General features: G+C 37.8%; 16 protein-coding genes. 8 read left to right on the forward strand and 8 right to left on the reverse strand.

Translation table 11 applies throughout. The features are described from left to right. Positions 1–1014 precede the first annotated feature (1014 nt). The 6 genes from NF867_RS17820 (at position 1015) to fabV (ending at position 7429) form a co-directional block, all read left to right on the forward strand. Positions 1015–1917, forward strand: coding sequence for an outer membrane protein assembly factor BamD (locus tag NF867_RS17820; protein ID WP_252589756.1), 903 nt, complete (start codon positions 1015–1017; stop codon positions 1915–1917). A gap of 16 nt (positions 1918–1933) precedes the next feature. Further along, positions 1934–2254 (forward strand): DNA-directed RNA polymerase subunit omega, encoded by a 321-nt coding sequence (locus tag NF867_RS17825; RefSeq protein ID WP_252589757.1) that lies wholly within the window; start codon positions 1934–1936, stop codon positions 2252–2254. A gap of 116 nt (positions 2255–2370) precedes the next feature. Further along, a complete protein-coding gene (gene coaBC / locus NF867_RS17830) occupies positions 2371–3573 on the forward strand; it encodes a bifunctional phosphopantothenoylcysteine decarboxylase/phosphopantothenate--cysteine ligase CoaBC (RefSeq protein ID WP_252589758.1) in 1203 nt (400 codons plus the stop codon). Continuing rightward, positions 3566–4471 carry a type IX secretion system protein PorD gene (porD, locus tag NF867_RS17835; protein WP_252589759.1) on the forward strand — a complete coding sequence of 302 codons (906 nt, stop codon included), beginning with the start codon at positions 3566–3568 and terminating at the stop codon, positions 4469–4471. The genes coaBC and porD overlap by 8 nt, the downstream gene beginning before the upstream one ends. Before the next feature lie 50 nt (positions 4472–4521). Beyond that, positions 4522–6189 (forward strand): DNA repair protein RecN, encoded by a 1668-nt coding sequence (gene recN / locus NF867_RS17840; protein ID WP_252589760.1) that lies wholly within the window; start codon positions 4522–4524, stop codon positions 6187–6189. A gap of 49 nt (positions 6190–6238) precedes the next feature. Beyond that, positions 6239–7429, forward strand: a complete 1191-nt coding sequence (gene fabV / locus NF867_RS17845; protein WP_252589761.1) for an enoyl-ACP reductase FabV — start codon at positions 6239–6241, stop codon at positions 7427–7429. Between the two features lie 79 nt (positions 7430–7508). Here fabV and NF867_RS17850 read toward each other — a convergent pair whose 3' ends face one another. Further along, positions 7509–8918, reverse strand: coding sequence for a DUF4403 family protein (locus tag NF867_RS17850; protein ID WP_252589762.1), 1410 nt, complete (start codon positions 8916–8918; stop codon positions 7509–7511). 219 nt (positions 8919–9137) lie between these two features. Between NF867_RS17850 and NF867_RS17855 the strand changes: the two genes are divergently transcribed. After that, positions 9138–10487: a DUF1214 domain-containing protein gene (locus NF867_RS17855; RefSeq protein WP_252589763.1), complete on the forward strand. Its 1350-nt coding sequence runs from the start codon at positions 9138–9140 to the stop codon at positions 10485–10487. Positions 10488–10634: 147 nt separating this feature from the next. Beyond that, on the forward strand, positions 10635–11450 hold the full coding sequence (locus NF867_RS17860) for an enoyl-ACP reductase FabI (protein ID WP_252589764.1): 816 nt from the start codon (positions 10635–10637) through the stop codon (positions 11448–11450). A 144-nt stretch (positions 11451–11594) separates the two neighbouring features. Here the strand turns inward: NF867_RS17860 and NF867_RS17865 are convergent, their stop codons facing one another. The 7 genes from NF867_RS17865 to NF867_RS17895 form a co-directional block, all read right to left on the reverse strand. Next, positions 11595–13970 (reverse strand): beta-galactosidase, encoded by a 2376-nt coding sequence (locus NF867_RS17865; RefSeq protein WP_252589765.1) that lies wholly within the window; start codon positions 13968–13970, stop codon positions 11595–11597. 187 nt (positions 13971–14157) lie between these two features. After that, complete coding sequence (locus NF867_RS17870; protein WP_252589766.1) at positions 14158–15600, reverse strand: M60 family metallopeptidase; 1443 nt, start codon at positions 15598–15600, stop codon at positions 14158–14160. Between the two features lie 97 nt (positions 15601–15697). Continuing rightward, entirely contained in the window at positions 15698–16669 is a 972-nt protein-coding gene (locus NF867_RS17875; RefSeq protein WP_252589767.1) for a discoidin domain-containing protein, read from the reverse strand. An 82-nt stretch (positions 16670–16751) separates the two neighbouring features. Then, positions 16752–18593, reverse strand: coding sequence for a RagB/SusD family nutrient uptake outer membrane protein (locus tag NF867_RS17880; protein WP_252589768.1), 1842 nt, complete (start codon positions 18591–18593; stop codon positions 16752–16754). Positions 18594–18603: 10 nt separating this feature from the next. Further along, entirely contained in the window at positions 18604–21948 is a 3345-nt protein-coding gene (locus NF867_RS17885) for a SusC/RagA family TonB-linked outer membrane protein (protein WP_252589769.1), read from the reverse strand. Positions 21949–22140: 192 nt separating this feature from the next. After that, complete coding sequence (locus NF867_RS17890; protein WP_252589770.1) at positions 22141–23286, reverse strand: FecR family protein; 1146 nt, start codon at positions 23284–23286, stop codon at positions 22141–22143. A gap of 206 nt (positions 23287–23492) precedes the next feature. Then, positions 23493–24080, reverse strand: coding sequence for an RNA polymerase sigma factor (locus NF867_RS17895; protein WP_252589771.1), 588 nt, complete (start codon positions 24078–24080; stop codon positions 23493–23495). Positions 24081–24189: the final 109 nt, after the last annotated feature.

Consider the following 24189-nt stretch of genomic DNA (forward strand, 5'->3'; position numbering starts at 1 on the left):
TGCGCTATTCTCATCTCTTCAAAGAACTTTTTGACTAACCCGTTGGTTAATCCTTCGTGGATACTTCAGGAGTCGAACCTGTTTGCCTTTCGGCGTCCTCTTTATCCGGCTTTCTTTTTTCGATTTAGACCTTCCGTCTCAGCGGGGCTGCAAAGGTAAGCTTCTTTTTTGTTTTCGCAAGAATTATTTTTTATTTTTTTCTCGCCTTTCTGCTTTCTCCTTATCGCTATGCCAGTTTTTCAATCTCTTCGTCTCGATGACTTACTCATCCAAACCCCGTCGTTTCGGGAGTGCAAAGGTGAAAACTTTTTTCGCTTTTGCCAAATTTATTTTAAAATAAATTTCAGCTCCGTTTCAACCTTTTCTTTACCGGCTGCTGCTGCTCTTTTCCCCTGCTCCTGCCTGTAAACCACCCTTTCAAACCTTTCCGCCCTCCTTCCGATTGCGGAGTGCAAAGGTAGAAACTTTCCATCCCCCGCCAAACTCTTTTTACTTTTTTATGCAATACGATCCTTAAACAGCTGATGGTCTGGGAGAAAAAGTTTAAAGAAGTGTAATAATATGTAATAACACTATATCTATCAGATAGGAAAACCGCCTCATCGTATATATTTATAGTAAATTCTAAAAGAAGGATATGGATCTATTAACAGACTATTGATAGTTGAAAGCCTTTTCCTTGTTTATCATCATACATAAACGGCCAGTACTATATAGATAAGGGCAGATACAGTTTTACTGAGCAGTACCTCCGCCTATTAAAAGGATTACAGGTTTATCATCACAATTAAGAAAGAGACAATACTATTATATATAAGGTATAAGCAAGCACCTGTGTATATCAACTTTGAGAATCAAATAGGCTCGTATATATTATAATAAATAAATTAGCTGGAGGATATAAGAAAGCAATACTCTATTCGTTTATGTAATGCTATCTAAACACTAAATAATTACCATTAGTAACTTACTTTAATCAATTGATATAAATAAAATTAAATCTATCTTTGCAGGATGTTTAAAACTGAGTCAATAAAGCGCATTTATATATTTGGAGCTATCTCTATTGCTGTTCTTTCGGGTTGTAAGAGTGGTTACGAAAAGTTAAAGGAGAGCGGCGACAATTTACAGAAGTACGAAAAGGCTGTTGAATACTTTAATAAAGGTCGTGATGCTATAAAAAATAAAAAAGGCGGAAGCTTTTCAAATTTTCAGAAAGCCCATGATTTATATGAGTCGTTATTAATACCTTATAAAGGAACTGCTAAGGCAGAAGATGTTTCTTATGGAATGGCTTACAGTACCTATTACTTAGGTGCCGATCTTATGGAAGCTCGATTTCAGTTTAAAACATTAGCCGATGAATACCCAAATGGAAAGTATGCTGAAGAGGCCCGCTTCATGGCTGCTAAATGTCTATATGAAGAATCACCTACAACCTATTCATTAGATCAGGCTAATACCTACAAAGCATTAGAAGCAATTCAATTATTTGTTGAGTTATATCCTGAAAGCAAGAAACTTTCGGAATGTAACCGAATGATTGACGCACTGAGAAATAAGCTTGAAAACAAATCATTTCAAAATGCTAAATTATATTTAACCATCGGTGAATATAAATCGGCGGTGATTGCATTCAGAAACTCATTAAGAGATTTCCCTGATACTCCTTATCGCGAAGAGATTGAGTTCTTAATTATAAAGAGTAACTATCTGTATGCAAAAAACAGTATTGAAGTTCGCCAGGAAGAGCGCTATACCATTACTGTAGACTCATATAATTCATTTGCAGAAACATTTCCTGAGAGCAAGTTCTTAAAAGAAGCAAAACAATATTATAATGCTGCCTCAAAAGAGTTAGAAGCCATCAATAAAGTGCAGCAGGCTTCAGAGAATAAACAAGTAAATAATCAATAATTCAGAATATACGCATATGTCAAATTTAAAGAGCAATGTTCCAAATTCGACCGTTACACGTGACGTGAGAATGCTTGATAAAGACACTGAAAACATTTATGAAAGTGTAGTTGTCATTTCGAAAAGAGCCAACCAGATTGCTTCTTCACTAAAGGAAGAACTTGGCAGTAAACTGTCGGAATTTGCAACATCAAGCGACAATTTGGAAGAAGTGTTTGAAAACAGAGAGCAAATAGAAATCTCTAAATACTACGAACGTCTTCCAAAGCCTACTTTGATTGCAACACAAGAGTTTTTGGAAGACAAGGTTTACTTCCGAAATCCAACTAAAGAATAATGATTTAGAGGCAATATTAACTATTGCCTCTTTTCATTTCTCCCTATCCTATCTTCCTGCAAATATTCTTATTTCTATTCCTTTGTATTAATGCATTTTTCACGCATTTTTGATAAATGCTAACATCGAAAAAAATAGCAATCGGTATTTGTGGAAGTATTGCATCTTATAAATCGGCTGAGCTTGTTCGTTTATTTATTAAAGCCGGAGCCGAGGTTAAGGTAATCATGTCCCAAAGCGCTACCGATTTTATAACTCCACTAACACTATCAACCCTTTCAAAAAATCCGGTTAATATCGACTTTGTTAAGAACAACATGGGCGAATGGACCAACCACGTTGAACTTGGTTTATGGGCAGATGCTTTTATTATAGCACCTGCTAGTGCAAATACGATTGCAAAGTTTGCTAATGGTATTTGCGACAATCTGTTAACTGCTGTTTATTTATCAGCAAAATGTCCGGTTTATTTTGCACCTGCCATGGACTTGGACATGTGGAGACACCCTGCTACCCAGAAGAACATCGGTAAATTAACTGCTTACGGAAACACGCTGATTAAACCTGCACATGGAGAATTGGCAAGTGGATTAATTGGAGAAGGCAGGATGGCTGAACCGCAAGATATATTCGACTTTATTCAATCTGAACTTTCAACTGATAAACCACTGCACCAGAAAAAAGTGTTGGTAAGCGCGGGCCCTACTTTTGAAGCAATTGACCCTGTCCGGTTTATCGGTAACCATTCGAGTGGAAAGATGGGTTATGCTATTGCTGAAGAACTAGCCATGCAAGGTGCTAATGTCACCTTGGTAAGCGGGCCTACTCATTTGCAAACTCAGCATAAAAACATTAGAACAATAAGGGTAACCTCAGCGAAAGAAATGCTTGACGAATGTTCAAGTATTTTCCCCGTAATTGACATCGCCGTAATGAGCGCTGCTGTAGCCGACTATACCCCTATTGAAGTTGCCAGTCAGAAAATAAAAAAGACTGAAAGCGAATTCTCTATTGCACTCACTAAAACCAAAGATGTTTTAGGAGAATTAGGTAAACAGAAGAAACCTAATCAGCTCTTAGTGGGTTTCGCCCTAGAAACAAATAACGAATTAGATAATGCCAAAGCTAAACTTGAGAAAAAGAACCTTGACTTCATCGTACTAAATTCGTTAAATGACAAGGGAGCCGGTTTTCAGAAGGACACCAATAAAATCAGCATCTTAGATAAAAAGGGAGCCATTGAATCATTTGATTTGAAGCCCAAAACGGAAGTAGCAAAAGATATTGTTAATAAAATTGTTTCTTTACTGCATGCTTAAACAAATTCTCATACCATTTTTAGGAGCTGTATTATTATCGGTAAACAGTTTTGCACAAGACTTGAATTGCAGAGTTTCTGTAGTTTTTGCCAAAGTTTCCACACAAGACACGCGAATTTTCCAAACATTGGAAACCCAGATAACCAATTTTATAAACGGTAAGAAATGGGCGAATGATAATATTCAGCCGCAAGAGAAAATTGAAGCAAGCATTATTATTACTGTGAATAATTGGGACGGTAGTTCTCAGTTCGATGCCAGTGCACAAATTCAATCATCGCGCCCTGTTTTTGGGACCTCTTATAATACCCCTGTTTTAAACATTCAGGATCGCGACTGGAAATTTACCTACTCGGAGCTTGAAGCATTGGAATACAATGAAAACTCGCCTAACAACAGCAACCTTGCCATGCTGCTTGCATTTTATGCAAATATAATTGTGGGTATGGATTATGATACATTTTCGTTAGACGGTGGAACTCCCTATTTTGCAAAGGCACAAAATGTAATTAACCAAGCTCAGAACTCTCCATATGCTGGGTGGAAAGCATTTGAAAATAACACAAACAGATATTGGCTTTCTGAAAACCTATTAAACAGTATTTTCAAACCGGTTAGAGATGCGAGCTATTTTTATCACCGTAAAGGACTGGATATTTTCAACGGGAATATTGATAAAGGTAGAGTTGATCTGTTGAATTCCCTTTTGCTTTTGGAACGGCCTTACAGAGATAAACCTACGGCCTTTATATTTCTGGTTTTCTTTACTGCCAAAAATGAAGAGATAGCCCAAATACTCCAAAAAGCCGATCAAACGCAAAAAAACAAGATACTCGCACTGCTAAAAACAGTCGATCCATCAAATTATAGCAAATACGAGCAAGGCACTAAAAATTAAACGTTCAATTTTTATACCTTAGCGGGTCAAATTTTAGTGCTGCTTTTATTGTGATAAACCGGATTTCCATACGTAATTACGCCATTATTGATCAACTCGATATCGAGTTTTCAAATCACCTTTCCATTATCACCGGTGAAACCGGCGCCGGAAAATCAATAATTCTGGGTGCATTAGGATTAATTTTGGGTGAACGGGCCGATTCAAAGTCCTTATTTAAAGATGACACCAAGTGTGTTATCGAAGGTGCATTTAATATAGAAAAATACAACCTACACGAATTTTTTGCTGAAAATGATATTGATTACGAATCGAACACTATCATCCGCAGAGAGATAACGGCCGATGGACGTTCAAGAGCCTTTGTTAATGATACGCCGGTAAACCTTTCCCAACTTAGGGATCTTGGAGAGCAGTTGATCGATATTCACTCGCAACATCAAACATTGCAAATTAACTCATCAGCTTTTCAGCTGCAGGTGGTTGATGGCTTTGCCCAACACAAACCCGAAGTTGAGGCCTTTAAAAGCTGCTTTAAAGCATACAAAAAGAATCAACAGAAACTAGAAGCTTTAATAAATCAAAGTACTGATGGAAAAGCCGAGATCGACTATTTACAGTTTCAGTTTAATGAACTAGAAGCCGTTAAGCTTGTTGAGGGAGAACAGGAGCAACTTGAACAAGAGCAACAATTGCTTTCCCACGCTTCAGAAATAAAAACCAATCTGTCTAATACCTTCTACTTACTTGACGAAAGTGAGACTCCAATAATTGGCCAGGTAAAAGAAGCGATTCATCATATTTCATCACTTGAAAAATACAATCCTCATATTGCCGACTTAACTGAGCGTTTGCGAGGTGTTCAAATTGAATTAAAAGATATCAGTACCGAAGTTGAAGCACTTTCTGAACGAACTTTAATAGATCCGGAGCGTCTGGATTTTGTAAACGAGCGTTTAGACCTTATTTATAGATTACAACAAAAGCATCGTTTATCATCTGTAAAAGATCTACTAGACTTGCAGCATACGCTAAATGAGAAGATAAACAGCTTTAATAATGCTGATGAAGAAATTGAAAAACTAAAAAAACAACTGGAGCAAGAGTTTGATAAACTAATTGTTCAGGCAAAGAAAATAGCCAGCCAACGTAGCCTGGCAATGAAAGATGTAGAGACGCAAGTATCGGCTTTACTAAAAGAGCTTGGCTTGGTAAATGCAGTTTTCAGAATTGAGAATACATTAGTTGAAGACCATCAGTTATCAGTTAATGGGCTTGATCAAATCAAATTCTTATTCTCGGCTAACCAAGGTTTTCAACCCCAAGAATTAAATAAAGTTGCATCAGGCGGTGAGCTTTCACGATTAATGTTAGCTATTAAAGGACTATCAGCAAAATACAATGCCTTGCCTACTATTGTTTTCGATGAAATTGACACAGGGGTTTCTGGCGAGGTTGCAAAAAAAGTGGGAAATGTGATGCATAAGTATGCCGAAAACATGCAGGTAATAACCATTACCCATTTACCACAAATTGCAAGCAAGGGTCAAACTCATTTCTTTGTTTATAAAGAAAGTAAGAATGGACTAACCTCAACCGGAATACGCAAACTCAACCAGGATGAACGCATAAAAGAAATTGCCGTAATGCTTAGTGGAGAAAATCCGGGAGAAAACGCATTATTAAACGCGAAGGAATTATTAACTCAAACCAATTAATTTGGAATGCACCATTGCTTTCCTCTAACTAATAAAACATACACAAAACATGATAATTGAACCTAAAATGCGTGGATTTATTTGTTTGACTGCACATCCAAAAGGTTGTGAGCAAAACATAATAAACCAGATTAACTATGTAAAATCAAAAGGCCAGATTGAAGGCGCAAAAAAAGTATTAGTAATTGGCGCTTCAACCGGATTTGGATTAGCGTCGAGAATTACCGCTGCCTTTGGTTCTGGGGCTGCTACTATTGGTGTATATTTCGAAAAACCACCACAAGAAGGAAAAACAGCTTCACCAGGCTGGTACAATACTGCAGCATTTGAAGAGCAGGCTCACAATGCTGGGTTATATGCGAAAAGCATTAACGGCGATGCCTTTTCAAACGAGATAAAACAAAAAACAATCGATTTAATTAAAGCTGATTTAGGACAAGTAGACTTAATTATTTACAGTCTGGCGTCACCTGTTCGTACTAATCCAAAAACAGGTGTTACTCATCGCTCAGTATTAAAACCAATTGGGCAGCCTTACAGCAATAAAACTGTTGATTTTCATACAGGAATTGTAACTGAAATTACGATTCAGCCTTGTTCTGATGAGGACATCGAAAATACTGTAGCAGTAATGGGAGGTGAAGATTGGGAAATGTGGATCGATGACTTAAAAGCAGCCGGCGCACTTGCACCAGGTGCTACGACTGTTGCCTATTCGTACATTGGCCCATCATTAACAGAGCCTGTATACCGCAAAGGTACTATCGGCCGTGCAAAAGATCATTTGGAAGCAACTGCATTCGGCATTTCTGATAAATTGAAAGACCTGAACGGTAAGGCATATGTATCGGTTAACAAAGCATTAGTAACGCAGGCAAGTTCTGCAATCCCTGTTATTCCGTTGTACATTTCATTGCTTTATAAAGTAATGAAAGAAAAGAACATCCACGAAGGTTGTATTGAGCAGATCCAGCGTTTGTTTGAGCAGCGTTTATTCAACGGCAGTGCTGTTCCAACTGACGAAAAAGGAAGAATCCGTATTGATGACTGGGAAATGCGCGATGATGTACAGGCACAGGTTGCTGCGCTGTGGGAACAAGCTACAACAGAAAACCTTCCTGCAATTGGCGACTTACCAGGTTATAAAACTGATTTCTTAAACCTATTCGGGTTTGATGTACCTAAGGTTGACTACTTAGCGGATGTTAACGAAGTGGTTGAAATTTCGGGATTAGTTTAAAGCTATTAACATAATCAAAAACGGCTCGTGTTTATATACTCGAGCCGTTTTTGATTTAAAAAAATTAAATATTATCAAACTACATTCCTTCGATCTTAATCGCCATAGTACCTTTTGCAACTACAGTAGCAACAATGGCATTTTGCGTCAGATAAGTTTTATCAGGACTCAAATCCGATATTTTGCCTTTCACAAATACACCTTTTGAGATCTGATAATTATTAAGGTACGATTGGGCTTTATTCATCGACTCTTTCACCTGTTCGGCTATTGAAAATTTAGCCTGATTTTCTATCATTTTGGTGAATGTTCCGTGTGCGAGCCAATTTGCAGTCTTAATCAGCTTACTCTTAGTATCCAGTTCAAAATCTACCTGCTGTAAACTTATCTGCTGTGTTTTCGGATCATAAAACGGAACTCCTGTTAAATAAACAGTAGCATTATATGAACCCGAAAGCGTTAAAGCTGTAATCAGCTTACCATTATTACCCCACAGGTCGATCTGATCTATTTTCACCTTTTTCTTTCCATCCTCAAACTCGAAAACTTTTCCTCCCATCGATTGCTGTAGCAAACGGGCTGCATTATCGTACCTTACAAATGAAACTATGTTAATATTAAAATCATCATTGATCTTTGGAACGTTCAACATTTCAGGTTCAAACTTAGTGGTAGTAACTACAGGTTTCTGACCAATAGCTGTTTCAATATAAGTCTTTAAGCCCAAACCCAATTTCAATTGCTTATTTACCACGGTAGGCTGAGTGGCATAAAACGATTGTGGTTCGAAATTGATCCAGGTGTTATATTCTTTCGAAACCTCCATTGGTGTGGTAAGTTTCTTAAGTGCATCAACAATTTGCGGTTTAAAATCGATGTTTTTTTCTACCTGCTCATCAACCATTTTAGCAATACGGGTTTTAAACATGCTAATGGCCGAATTTGCAAGATAAGTTACCGGAATATTCTTACCCAACACTTTAACTGTAGGAGACTCCAACCAATCAATTGAATTGATGGTAGTTGCACTATTCATCTTCCAGTTATTCACACTTAATTTAGAAGTCAGGTTAATTTTAGCGGCAAACTGTACTTCCCTGAAATCAGAAAGCTTAACTCCAAACTTTTCTACTTCCCAACCAACATTGGCCCAAATCTTAATAGGCAAAACAATATTAAATTCATTCCCGGTTCCATCAACCACAATATCGCCCACTTTCCATACCTTAAGCATCACATTGTCCTTGTTGTTGTTCTCAAAAGAATTATCCTCATACAGTAAGCCCGTTAACTGTTTATTTATTTGAGTTTGAATTTCATTGAGTGACATTTCAACCGGCAGTTGAATCGTTGAAAGTTCCTTGGTATAAATAACCTTGGTTTTGGAATAGTCAGCGGCCGGCTTTACCGGTTTTACCGCAGTAGCACATGAGTTTAAAATAAAGGCAGCCGAAAAAAGAATGATGCTGCAACGAAAGTGACGAATCATAGACGATTTATTAAATTTTGAGCGATTATTTAACAGGTGTTAAAACTTGGCGCAAACTTAAAACAAATCGATTGGCTAATAAAATAAATAGTGAATTCCATTAACAATGTTAGCTCAGTAAGCCTTTACGAATATGATTTGTTATGGAAATAGATTAAATTAAAAACGCTCTTCTTAACCTTATCAATAAACTAAATGTCATTAATGACAAAAAGCATTATGAATAAAATCTTTATTGCATTGCTGGCTATATCGACCTGTATCGCCTGTAAGCAATCGGCACAAACTAAAAGCACAAACCTAACAGAGAGTGATACCGTCGCCTCCAATACTCTTTCTGATGAGAATATTGCGGATGCATGGACCTATTTATACGGTCGCTACCTGGTGATTCAACAAGAGAGTATTGATATCAATAAAGAGAAAGTTGGCTACAATAGAATAAAATACACCCCGCTTGGTTCGACTACTTTTGCAATTCCTAACCTCGATGTAGCCAATTTAGAAGCATGGATAGCCGTAGATTCATCGCACGCCGTAATACTAAATGTACCACAGGTGAAAGGACGTTACTATACGGTGCAGCTGCTGAATGGTTGGGGCGAGGTAATTACCAACATCAACGAGCATAATTACCCAAAACATCCTTATGGCAAATTTGCCTTGACCATTATAGGGACAAATCCAACCATTCCTTCTGATGCAGTACGTATTTATCTGCCGGCAGCTAAAATAAAAATGTTGGCCAATGTTGAATTAAAAAACAGTCCAGCAGAAGCGGTAAATCTTCAAAGGCGATTTACCCTTACTGTGCCGGAAGGCATACAGATAGATCCACCGCTTGCAATTCCTATTTTCACACATGCCAACCCCATTGGTGGAGAAATATTTGATAAGGCGGAAGCAATAATCGCTTCCTACCCTGATGCAATGCTTAACGCTTCACAAATGCAGGAAATAGTAAAAAAAGTCACGACTTATAGAAAATCCAGCCTGAAAGCCAGTAAACATATCGATTCGGTGGTGTTGGCTAAAGCCATTCCCGTTTTTCTTTCAAGTACAAAAGGTTTTGACATACCAAATGGTGGATGGTCGGTTTCATACGCTGCCGGTCATTTTGGTAATAATGTAATAGCCAGAGCTATTACTAATTATAGTGACTTATGGGCAAACCAGATTAAGGAGCTAATTTATTTTGTGGGACTAACCGACAGTAATAACGACCCACTAAATGGAAGCAATACCTATGAGCTAAAATTTCAGTCAACACAGTTACCAGATTCGATGGTAAATGCGTTTTGGTCGGTTACATTATACAACCTGCCTGATTATCGCGTAATGGAAAATTCGTTAAAGCGATATGGGCGAAGCAATGTTTCAGGCATGAAAATGAATACCGACGGTTCATTATCTATTGTCTTAGCCCCTACTATGCCCAAGAATGTTCCTGAAGTCAACTGGCTGCCAACACCCAAAGGAAAGGGTTTTGCATTAATCTTTCGTCTGTATGCTGCTAAACCAGATGTACTGAGCGGTAATTGGTTTCCGGCCCCAATAGAAAAGAAGTAAGCTTATTCGATGAGAAAATAGCTATTCACTTAGATAACCTATACAAATACGCTTTATACTCCTTTCAGATAATGCAAAACTCCTTTATAACCGTAAATTGAATAATAAAGTTACTTTTGCGCCTCAAACTATATCTAATTTATACTAATGGCTTACAATTTATTAAAAGGTAAACGAGGTATTATTACCGGTGCTTTAGATCAAAATTCTATTGCTTGGAAAGTTGCAGAAAAGGCCCATGAAGAAGGAGCTACTTTTGTTTTAACTAATGCCCCAATTGCTATGCGCATGGGTGAAATAAACGCTTTGGCCGAAAAAACCAATTCAAAAGTTATTCCTGCCGATGCCACCAATGTTGATGAACTAACTAATCTTTTTACTCAATCACAGGAAGTTTTGGGTGGAAAGATTGACTTTGTGTTACACTCTATAGGCATGAGTGTGAACATTCGCAAAAACATACCTTATACCGAATCGAATTACGACTTCTATATGAAAGGCATTGATGTATCGGCAATGTCGTTACATAAAATGTTGAGCGTGGCGAAAAAACTAGATGCAATTAATGAATGGGGAAGTGTGGTTGCATTAACCTATATGGCTGCACAACGTACTTATCCGTTTTACACTGACATGGCTGATATTAAGGCTATGCTTGAGTCAATTGCACGAAGCTTTGGCTACCATTATGGAATTGAAAAGAAAGTCAGAATCAATACTGTTTCGCAATCACCGACTAAAACAACTGCAGGTTCAGGTATTAAAGGTTTTGGCGATTTCTATGACTTTGCCGATTCAATTGCTCCTTTAGGTAACGCTGATGCTGAATCATGTGCTGACTATTGTATAACCTTATTCTCTGATTTAACACGCATGGTAACCATGCAAAATTTATTTCACGACGGTGGCTATTCATCAACTGGAGTGAGTACAGAAATTATGACCAAATTAGGGATTCAATAATAATTCTTATTCTTATAAAATAAAACGAGGCTGCCTAAAAAGGGTAGCCTCGCTTTTTTTGTATTATCTGATATCACAAGTCAAAATCTGAAGACAATCAGAAATAAAGGATTGCTGCGCCAACCGCGTTTAACCTTTCATCACTTACAAACCCTTAAAAATTGAATTGTTTAGATACACCCGATAATCTTTAACCATACCGTTTTTGCTTTTATCCGAACGAGGTAAATATCTGAAACCAGATATTTCCACAGCTCCTCCTAAATCTATTACTATTTGGTGCGGTTGTTTAGCGGTTTGTGAACCTCCTATGTATTGAGTATGCCAAAAAGTTGATTCCTGATTATCAAAGACTTTATCTGCAGAATTATTGGCAGCCGTTACTTCCTCACTATCAGCATAAATCACTTTCCATTTTTGGGTTGAAATAGGTTTTCCATCTTTTCCTAGCAATTGAAGCTCTGCTATAGAAGTATTATTATCATTAGTACCTTGGGCGCTTAATGCCTCAAAGCAGAAGTATCTGCCATTCGCTCTATTGGTAAAGTGAACTTCTTTCCATCCTTCAGCTGCGTCAAAACTTCCTTCATACACTGGCTTCTCATTCTCCAAAACCAGGTTTTGCCCTTCTCTCCTATTTAACAATGAAGCGTCGGGTTTGATCTTATCCAAGATGGGCTCAGTTAAGCCTTGAATAGCCGCTTCCTTCGGCCCCTCCAAATCAAGAATAATAATTTCGTTCTCCCCCTTTTTCAGCCATGCACCCGGCATAAATAAAGTTTGTTGCGGACCAATTTTCCAGAAGCGGCCGATATTATAGCCATTTATCCAAATCATCCCTTTTCCCCAGGTACTCAAATCGATATAGGTATCGCCCGTTTGATCAAGAGTAAACTTAGTTCTGTACCATGCGGGACCATTCCCTTTTTGCTTTGAAAACTTCATATTGGACTGGAACCGGTACTCAACCGGAAAATTATAAACTGTCCAATCTTTCAGTTCTTTAGTAGTACTTCCATCCGAAATTTCAACCTTTTCGGTAATACCTTTTCTATCAATAACCGCTTCGCCAAAGTTCACACGGCCTGTTGCTTCGACTAAAATATCAAGAACTGCATTGGCGCGTGTTTTAGGAATTTCTATAATACTATCTGCTCTTCTACGATCAAGTTTGCCAATAAGTCTTCCATCTATAAATACCTGGGCCCAATCGTGCGCTTCGGTAATGATTAATTTTCTTGGAATTGAAGACTCCGTTAGTTTTGTTCGGTAATTGATTCTGCCCCAGCCCTGATCAAACATTTCCATTGGCTTAATGCTTTCAGAATTTTTCCCATGTGGCAAATTATCAAACAAAGAAGCCCTTTCTTCAAAGGTTATTTTAGGTATTGAAATTAACGGAATTGGAGCAGGAATTTCACCTAATTGCTCACCGGGATTTAAGTAGTTTTTGAGCAAATCACGAACGGCAAAAAACTTATCGGTTGTTGTTCCTTGTTCTCCAATTGGAGCGTTATAATCATAAGAAGTAACCATTGCCGAATATGGAGGTGAATTAGCGCCACCCCACTGCCCAAAACTTGTTCCTCCATGAGCCATATACAAGCTGAAAGATATTTTCCTGTCCATCATATCTTTCAAACTCCCTATAAAACTACTGATGGAACGGGTCTCATGTGGCCGCCCCCAATGATCGAACCACCCAGTCCAATACTCACTACACATTAACGGCGCATTGGGATATGCATCCTGAAACCGTTTAAATTGTTTATCTACATCTGAGCCCGCACCAAAATTGAGCGTAATAGCAACCTCTGGGTCGGTTTTGTAGGAGTCAAAGGTAGAGGACCAATCGCAGCGCATTAGTTGAACTTTATCAAACCCTGCAGCTCTAAGATTTTTTCGAGTTGCCTCCATATATTCAGAGCTATTACCAAATCCACTATACTCATTTTCAACTTGTACCATTATAATATTACCTCCATTTTGGATTTGTAACGGAGCCAATTGCTTTCCAACTTCCCTTAAGAACTTGGCTGAGCGCTCCACAAAATAACGATCATCCAAGGTCCTTACCTTTAAATCAGCTTTTTTCAGTAACCACCATGGCAATCCACCCATATCCCACTCAGCACATACGTATGGACCAGGTCGCACAATACAGTACATGCCATTTGCCTGCACAAGCTTAACAAATGCAGCTACATCCTTTTGCCCGTTAAAATCAAACTGATCAGGATTTTGCTCATGAAAATTCCAAAAAAGGTAAATACAAATGGTATTCATTCCCATTGCTTTACACAACTTAATACGATGATCCCAGTATTCACGGGGTATCCGAGGAAAATGAAGTTCTCCTGCTCTTATTAAAAATGGTTTTCCATTTAGTAAAAACTCCTTTTGCCCTAAAGTAAGCGCACCACTGGTTTTGGGAAGTAAATCATCAGTCTGTTTAGTTGCATTTTGGGCAAACACAAGTTGCCCGTATGCCAATAAGCACACCAACAGTATTCTTTTCATAAAGTGATTTAAGTTGATATAAAAAAGATTTCACACCTAAAATAAACTATTAAGATCGGTGTTTCTATTTGTTACATACGTCCTACAGGATGATAATTACCAATCTAGCTAAGCAATAATACCAGTGAATAGTTACCAAATAGTTGACAAACCCTTTGGAGACTAATGCCATCCATCGTAAACAAAATTAATCAGTTAACAATGTCAGATCTCTATCAGGTTTAGCAAGTTGTAAATCACTAATGGCCTTATAGGCTTCGTCAGTTAGAGTTTGAGAAGAAAGCCTTAATCCCCATTTTTTGAAGAAATCACTTAAATCTCTATCCGTTATTTTACAAGCCCTGGTCATAAAATACTTCATCTTGTCGTCATCGTTGTTAATTACCGGAGGGTATGAACGAGTGTATTTATGCAATGAAATATAAAACTGATCGCCAAAAGCAATTTGCAATTGCTGAAACATGCACAAGCGAACAAATACATCGGTTACTGGAGACTTATATCGATAAATATCATGACCGGCAGCGTCCTTCCCATCAGTAGATCCATTAAAATCCTTATCCTCATCAGGTAATTTTAAATAAGTTACTGCAGCATCCCAACTCTTTTCATCTCTTAGTCGATTAGCCGTTGGAGTAAAAGAGCGTTGAACAGCTAAACTATATATATTAACAGTCACTTCTCCCAATGCACCCCAGGTCCAGGCGCTTTGCTGATGCATGTGTCCGAACTCATGCCATGGTCCCCATCCGTTAGTTCCAATTCCTTTAAGTGTTAATATTTTATCCATCTCACTTTTGGTGTATGCTGTTCTAAAGTACCAGGCATACATAAAAGCGTTGGGATCATCATGCTCTGTCATCATTATACGCAACGAACTTTCCTGATGCTCATAAGAGGAATTATCAAGCCCGGAAATCACATTCTCCTGATGTGCCATTTCATCAATTTTATTCAGCACAGCATCCTGATCTTCATCTTTATATTGCAATGCCTTAGTAAACGATGAAACGATAAACACTTTGTCGCCAACTAACTGAACATCGGGCACATCATTAAGCTGTGCCAACATACTTAACCATTCCGATTTTTTCGTTTTCCCTTTTACATAGAATGGGACAGGCTTAAAACCGCTAATGAATGAAACCTTTGCTTTGGCACTAGGGCTGTAGTTAGCATACCTGAAATACAGTAAACCACCCTGACCTTTCGTGTCTTTAATCGTATTCTCTCCAGCAACCAGCTGAATCTCTGGAACTCCCGTAGTTGCACCTGTATTTAGAGACAAATACCTTGAGTAGGTACCAATCATTAATTTAGGTAAGCGATTTCCTGCAACCTGTTCAACCTTTATCTTTAATGTTCCATTAGCAGGAAGGTAAAAACCTGTAGGTTCAAAATCTGTATGTGGGAAGGTAATGCCCAAGCGAACGCGCTCTTTTTCAGCTGAAACTATTTCGGAGACTGTTAAAACCGAGTCGACCTTAAAACCTACAAAGGTTACGTTTGACCCTGGATCAGGATTGGGTTTAACCGTGGGATCATTAGGCTTTATCTCATTGTCAGAACAAGACGAAACTGATAATATTAAAAGAAAGGCTAAATAGCCAAAAGTATGTTTAAAAGACATGTTGATTTCCAACTTAAGTTGTTTTAATAAATAAAGGAGAGGGGATACTATTGTATCCCTCCCTCCTTTTCATTTTATAATTTTAAAAACAATTGACTTAAAATTGATAAACAATAAACTCCGACAAATTGGTTGCGCCCATTTTGCCTTCGAGCATTGTAAGTTTTAAGAAGCGTATTTCTGTAGGCGTAATAGGATACTCTTGGGCAGCATCCCCATCTTCATTCTTAGTAGGATCAAATGTTAGATTATTTCCTAATGTAATCCATGTTGCTCCATCTAAACTGCCTTCAATCTTAAATTTGGTGAATCCTCTTTCATCCCACATACGTGGAAACATTGCGATTTTGGTCACAGTTCTTACTGTTTTCATATCAAACTGTAACCAGTGAGGAAACTCCGGCGACTCTGGAGCCCACTGTGAATGCCAATACGTTTCCGGATCCCCGTCTAATACTGCCGAGGCTAAACCTGTATTTTCCCAATAAGTTTGTTCACTTGAGGCCGTTGCAATCCAACCTGCAGTATTGGCTCGCTTTTCAGCTATCCTTGCTACAACAAAAGCAGTACTTTTCTCCCGAGTTACAGCATATCCTCCTGCTTGCTGAAGTGTGATTGGCATTAAGTATTGTTTCTTAGGATCAAATTTACTCGCAATATATTTCAGAGTTAACATGTTTGAAGTGAGCTCGCCCGCAGGAATAGTGGCTTCAGTACCTGAAAGGGTATAGGCATCAGCAGGAAATTTCTCATACAAAGGAAATCCCTCTGCCTGGCGAACTGTATTAACACTATCAAATGCTCTGTCATTAATTATAAACTTAACAGGTATATCATTTTTGGGATAGCCTAATGAGCCAAAAGTTGCACTGAACGTAAACGTACGTTCTTCATTAGTAAACGGAAGTAGCGTTAACTCGTTAACTGACGATTTTACCTGGCCTATATACACGAAAGCACCTTCTTTAGAATTTGTTAGTTCATTATAGGGCTCCGAAGCTTGCTCACAAGCACTTAGTGCTATACTTGCAAGTAAAAATGCCGGAGCTAATATTTTTGCTATGTTCATTATAAATCATTTAGAATTAGTGAATGAATTACTTTAAGATCATTTTTAGATTAATAAATCATGAAAGGCATTATGCCAAGATTTAATAACCAGGAAACTGTACCAATTGCTTATTACGGTCCATTTCATTTTGTCCCATCGGCATGAAATAGAATTTACGTTGCCATGGTGCTCTAGTGTATGCAACAGTACGAGTGTGGAAAGCAGGATCACTCAAATAGGTTCCTTTTTCCATGCTCATTCCATAGAATTCACCACCTTGGTTAGAACCCGGTTTATCTGCAATTTTCCAACGGCGAACATCGAAATAACGATGCCCGGCTTCAAAGCATAGTTCAATACGTCTTTCTAAGCGAATCTCTTTACGCAGTTGATCCTGACTTAACCCTGCTGTTAAAGCAGGTAAACCTGCACGAGTGCGAACCTTATTAAGGTATTTTAGGATATCTGAACTACTTGGATTTGCTTCGTTCAATGCTTCCGCATAGTTTAGATATAACTCAGCCAAGCGAATTATCATGGCAGGACGATACGTCGACGTGAACGAAAGCATACTAAATGCAGGATTAAGATTTTTGCGAATAGTATAGCCTGTTTTAGGAAAATCTCTTGGAGCGCCGGCCTTACCAGAATTACCTGTATTGAAAAACTCTACGCGTGAGTTGTTAGTTGAACCAGTACTAGCCTTCGCAACGCAAGGATTTACAGCACCATTAAAGGTAACGTAAGCGTAAAAACGAGGTTCACGGTTAGTATACATGGTATTTGTTCCGGTAGCGTAATATTGGTTTCCCGCAGCTGCATACGTATTTTCATTATATGAAGAATTGCCTGCTATTGATGAACCATCCTTCATTCTGAAATCATCAACCAAACTTTGAACAACAGAAAGGCCATTCCATCCGGTACCTTCGGTTGAACGAGGAGCTACGTGTGCTTCGTACAAATCCATACTAGTTTGTGGTCTCAACCAAATTCCTTCTGTTTTAACTCCATCCCAATACAGGTCACGACATGATAAAAAGGCTGCTCTAAATGGATCTGAATCAGCTTTTTGGTATAAGCTTTTGCCAGCAGCCTCAGCTGCATCAATTGCAGCTTTAGCAGCTTCGGCTGCCTGCGCCCAACGTGAAGCATCATACGTTTGATTAAATAATTGCTTTCCGTCCAGGTTTTTAAAATCAGCTAGTTCCGTATTTCCGTTATATAATGGACTTGCATGATATAATTTAATCTGCGACTCAACGGCCAATGCTATTAATTTATTGATCCGGCCTGTTTTTGTAGGATCAATTGTATTGCTACCATAGCTATAATTAAGCAATGGCAGATCTTGTTTAGCCAAGGCAATTTCTGATAGTACAAAGTTTACGCACTCATCCCATGAACTTCTTGGAATTTGATAATTGTTATCAGGCTTAGCTGATTGCAATGGCGCTATAGGCACCGGGCCTTGCTCTTTCATCATCAACCAGTAATTATAAGCTCTTAAAAATCGAGCTTCAGCTTTATATTGTCTGATGATTCCATCACCATTAGCAGCAGATGTAATTTCCTGGTTTTTATCAATGTTCTCGATAAAAATAGTTGCCAAACGGATTTTTTCGTAATACCCCATGAAACCTGCTGTTGAGTTACCGGGACTAATAGCTCCACTATTGATTGCAGGATTAATCCAGTTACTTGCATCCGATTCATCACTCATTAATGGGTAAAGGTAAGTGTAGCGTATATCCCAAATATCAGGCACAGTGCTGTAAATTCCGGCAAGCCATCTTTCCGATTGTTCACGGTTAGAAAAAATTTCGTCAACCTTAACAATATCATCAGGAACTGAATCAAAAAAATCTTTTCTGCATCCGGTAGTAGTTAATGCCGCGCATAAGGCAAAAACAAAACTTACTTTTATTAATATATTTTTCATATGAAGTCAATTATTGAAAGTTTGCACGAACACCTACGTTATATGTTGAAATGTTTGGATACGCAGTACCTCTTCCATCTCCTAATTCTGGATCCCAGAATTTCCATTTTGAGAAGGTTAATAAATTGGTTCCGTTTACAAATAAGCGCAAGCGTTTTATCGCAATTTTATTCAAAGAGTGTCCATCAAAGTTATAGCCTAACTCTGCGCTTTTTAAGCGTAGATAATCGGCACGACGAATCCACCAGGTGCTTGAATAATAGTTAGTAGTTACAGTCTGATTGGTTGATAAACGTGGATAGAAGGCATTAGGATTAGGATTTTCAGGCGTCCATCTATCAAGAACTTCTGAATACATGTTGCCCATAGTTGCTCCTTCCGAGAAAGGCTGAGTAGCATAACCGGCTGAATAACTAAAGTCCATCATACCTGCACCCTGGAAAAATAGACTAACATCAAACCCTTTGAAGCCCCCGCCAATATTTAAGCCATAGATAATGCGTGGTATATTACCCAGGCCGATAGCCGTTACATCATCATCATTGATTTTCCCATCACCGTTCAAATCTTTATACCTGATATCACCCGGCCTTACATCTCCGCTTTGTTGAGCTGCATTATCAATCTCATTTTGATCCTTAAACAATCCTAGCGCTACATAGCCAAAACGTTGGCCGATTGCGTGACCAGTTTGATTTTGATATGCATATCTCCAAGGAGGCAAGCCATCATAAACGGCTAAGTTTTTATTCATATTGAAGGTACCTCTGAACGTAATGAAGTTCTTCGGAGACCAGTTACGGGTATAATTTAAGGTAACATCAATACCTCTATTTTTCGTTTTACCAACATTGCCATATGGAATACTTCCATAAGTATAACCAGAGTTATATGGGAGCGTATAATCTTTCATTAAAATACCATCCCTTTTTTCGTTGAACAATTCCACGATCAATTCAAGGTCATTTCTGAAAAGATTCATTTCAAAACCCAAGTTTTGACGATAAGCAGTTTCCCAACGAACATTGCTACCTACCAAACCTTCTTTGTAACCATTGATATAACCTCCTCCAGTTTCGCCAAATGAATATCCGTCACCATCTTGTATCCTTGTAATATACATGAAGCGGCCGTCAGGATCGTTAAGAACATTCAAACTTGAGTTTCCGGAAGTACCATAGGAATAGCGCAGTTTTAAATGAGGAATGTATTCGCTTATTGATTTAAAGAACTTCTCATTCGACACTACCCAACCAGCACCAATTGATGGAAATAATCCAAAACGATTAGCGGGCGCAAAGTTTTCGGAACCGGTATAACCGAAATTCGCTTCGGCATAATATTTATCCTTAAAACCATAATTAGCTCTTCCCACCAAGCCTCTTTGACGATAAGGGATTGCTAATAACCATTTATTTACATGATCTGTTGCATCGCTATAATCAGACTGATTAACCAATATCATTGCTGAAACATCATGTACACCAAACTTATTTGCATAGTTTAAAGCAGCTTCGGTATAGAATCGTCTGTCGCCGAAGCGTTTTAGATCAAATGACAAATATTTTTCACCTGGATGAGTAATGCTGGTAACCAAACTACCATCAGGTCCCCTGCCATCAACCGCATTCGCATAATAAGTGGGCAATGTTCTAGTCCTGATTAAATTATTAGTTGCATTAACGTCAACTGCAAACATTGCAGAAGTTGATAAGCCCTTAATAATTTCACTCAGGTCCTGGTTAACCTTAATATTTGATCGTATCTGATTTTTATAGGTATTGGTAAACCCTGATTGCGTTAAATACATATACGGGCTGGCTACTGTTCCTGATAGTTGCGGCCACTGCCCGTTTGAATATTGCTTCGGAATAATATGGGGTGCCGTATTAGTTGCAACATCAAAAATTGATTCAGGATTTCCAGAATCATAACCTGGTGCATTAATATTAGAAATATAACCATTAATACCTAGGTCTAACTTGGTAGTTTTGGTAACATTAACCCCCACATTACTGGTAAAGTTAAAACGATCTAGTTTTAAATCAGAGTTATATGACTGAATGGCATCGCTTTTAAATTGTCCAACTTCTCCAAAATAACCAGCAGATATATAGTAGTTCGCATTTTCTGAACCTCCGTTTACATTAAGGGTAAATCTATTATTATGACCATAATTATTAAACAGCTCTTTATACCAGTTAACGTTTGGATAGATATCTGGGTCAACACCACTTGCATGTTTTTCTATTTCTTCTGCTGTATAAAGAGGCGATTGTCCACGCGTTACCAAGCCTTCATTGTAAAGGGTCATAAACTGGGGTGCATTCAGAAACTTTGGCAATGAAGTAAACTGTGAAAAAGCCTGGTTAAACTCCGCATTAATTTGAGGCTTCCCAATTTTACCTTTTTTGGTATGTATTAAAATTACGCCATTGGCACCACGGGTACCATAAACAGCCGTTGCTGAAGCATCTTTTAAAACCGTAAAGCTTTCAACATCTTCCGGATCAATATTATTAATAGATCGATCAGGCACTCCGTCAACTACCAATAATGGCGATTGTGGGCTGCTTGCGAAAGTAGCTACACCGCGAATAAAAATCTCTGAACCATCAGCACCTGGCGCACCGCTTCTTTGAGTCGCCACAATACCGGCCAATCGGCCTGCAAGGGCTGTTGTAAGGTCTCTTACCGGAACTTTTAATTCGGATGGTTTAATTGTAGCTTGCGAACCAACAACGCTAATTTTCTTTTGTTTACCATAAGCAACAACAGCTACAGCTTCCAACTCCTTTTCCTCAGGCACTAATTTTACGTTAATGTCTGCTGTACCGGAACGAACAGTAATTGTCTGTTTTTTGTAACCAATGAACGAAAACTCAATGGTACTACCCACTTCGGCCTGAATTGAATATTTACCATTAACGTTTGTTACAGTAGCTGTACTGGTGCCTTTGATACTAACCGTTACACCAGGTAAAGGTTGGCCAGTTTCATCTTGTACAATTCCGGAAACTTTCACCAAAGCAACCTCCGTTACAGGCGCAACTACATCCTTAACTGCTTTAGGCTGTACAATAACTGTATTTTTAACGATAGTATAAGCTAAAGGCTGATTCTTAAAAATTTGATTTAAGGCATAATCAACACTTACATTATTAACCTGCACCGAAACAGGTTTTGCTTCTTTAAGCACTTCTGTATCATAAAGAAAATTATAGCCCGTAGATTTATGTAAGCGTTTGAATAGTTTTTCTAATGAAATATTTTTTTCAGATATACTAACCTCTTGCCCACTCGCAAAACTTACCTGCAGAAAGGTGGTAATCATCATAATAAGGGTAAGTTTCATAACCAGTAGGAATTTGAAAATTTTACCATTTGTTTTAAATAACTTTTCAGTATAAAAAATCATACATTTGATAGTTAGGGTTTAAGTAAATAGATTCTTAGTAGGATAAGCATTTAATGAACAACCCCTTTATAATCAGGGGCATGGCAGTGCTCCTGATTTCTCATTGTTGTCCATGTAATCATGTAGAAATCATGGCATAACAATAACCCTCCTTCCTTCTATTTTAAAGTGAACTGAACCGGTTAACTCAAGCATACTCAAAACATCTTTTACATTTTTAAATCGAGAGATTGAGCCACCGAATGTTTTATTTATTTTATTTCCGTTGTAATCAATGTCTATATTATACCATCTGGCTATCTTGTTCATTACGGTTTCCAAACTTTCATTATTAAACATGAAATAGCCGTTTTTCCAGGCAATTGCTTCTTCAGTATCTACCTCTATTACACTGATTTTTTGTTGATTAACAATCATTTGCTCCCCAGGCTTTAATGTTTTTGAGTCACTTGAATTGATTAAGCCTGCTTTCACACTGCCTTCAAGAAGAGTCGTTTTTGTATTCCCATTATCATTATATGCATCGATGTTAAAATGGGTTCCAAGTACTTCAACCTGTTGATTTTGAGTAATTACTTTAAATGGATGAGTTTTATCTTTGGCAATTTCAAAATAACCTTCCCCAGTAAGCTCCACCTTTCTTTCAGTGCCCTTAAACACTGTTGGATACTTTAAAGATGAAGCTGCATTGAGCCAAACCTTTGACCCATCAGGTAAATTTATTTGGTATTGCCCTCCTCTTGGAGTTTCAATAGAGTTATATGATTCTGTTTGAATGCCATCATTATCATTGTTAGCAGCAATAGTATAGACCAATTGCCCATCCTTGGTTTTAGTTATCTTAATATTACCTTGTTGAGCTATTTCACCGATATTAACAGCATTTAACAAAACCTTTGAGCCATCCTGAAGTGTAAGTGTAGCCTCATTTCCTCCAGGTTTAATGACTTGGCTTGAAACCACTTTGTTTCCCAGTATGTCATTATTATTTCTAAAATAAACCACTAATGAACAGGCAATTAACAAGCAGGATGCAATAGCTATTTTAGCCCAATGGCGGTTAAATAAATTCTTTTCTTTCTTATCAATTTCACTCCTAATGCGCTCATAAATAGATGTCCGAACTTCTTCGTATTCACCGTGTTCACTATCATCCCAATCCTGCCCATTCTTTTGGAATGCGTCGTACTGCTTAAATAACAGCTCTTGTTCCTTAGGATTTGCCTTTCCCTTTAAGAACTTATCGATTATTTCGAAAAACAGCTTTTTATCCATATTTGATTGTATCTATATGTATGTACCAATAAACAGCAGTACCCCCCAATGAAAATGAAAGAAAATGTTAATTTTTTATTAACAAAAAGATATAATGTTGATTATCAGTAAAATAGTTCAACCTTAATTAAACCTTGGAAAAACGGAATTAAATAAAGACAGGGGTATGGGAAGATTCAGAAAGATATTAATTGATACTCAGGGAATTATTTCCAATTATTAAGGAGGAAAAGGGCTGAAAAGAATAAAACATCGCCCATAGATGAACGTACCCTACGCAAGGCTATTGTTAGGTGATTTTCAACAGTTTTGGGTGATATGCCTAATCGTTCCGAAATTTCTATGTTTGACAATTGTTCTTTTCGGCTTAAAACGAATACCTGTTGACATTTCTCGGGCAATGTTTTAATTGCTTGATCTAACCTGTTATGTATATCCAGAGCTATTATCCTATTCTCTGAATTGTTTTCATTAAACATCCTCTCAACCTCTTCAAATAACTCTTCATGGGCTTTACCGTCGCGAATAGCTTTGAATACTTGAAAACGAACCGCGGTGTGTAGATAAGATTTTAAATTTTGAATTTCCTGAACATGACGTTTAAGCCATAATTGCACAAAAATTTCTTGCACAATATCCTCTGCCTCATGTTTGTTTCTCAAAAGGTTGTAAGCAGAAAGGTATAAACCGCTCCAATATTTATTATAGATTTTCTCAAATGCAGACCGATCATCGTTTTGCATAAACGACAATAGCTCATGATCTGGCCATATTTCTATATTTTCAATACCCACGGTTTATTTTAGAGGAAAACTTCAAAAAGGAGCGGCAATATATCGAAATTTTTACACCTTCAAAGTATTTCTAAAAAACCTTAGTAAAAAAGATAAACCTTTCAAAAAC

Source organism: Solitalea agri (assembly GCF_023914155.1).
Classification (GTDB): domain Bacteria; phylum Bacteroidota; class Bacteroidia; order Sphingobacteriales; family Sphingobacteriaceae; genus Solitalea; species Solitalea agri.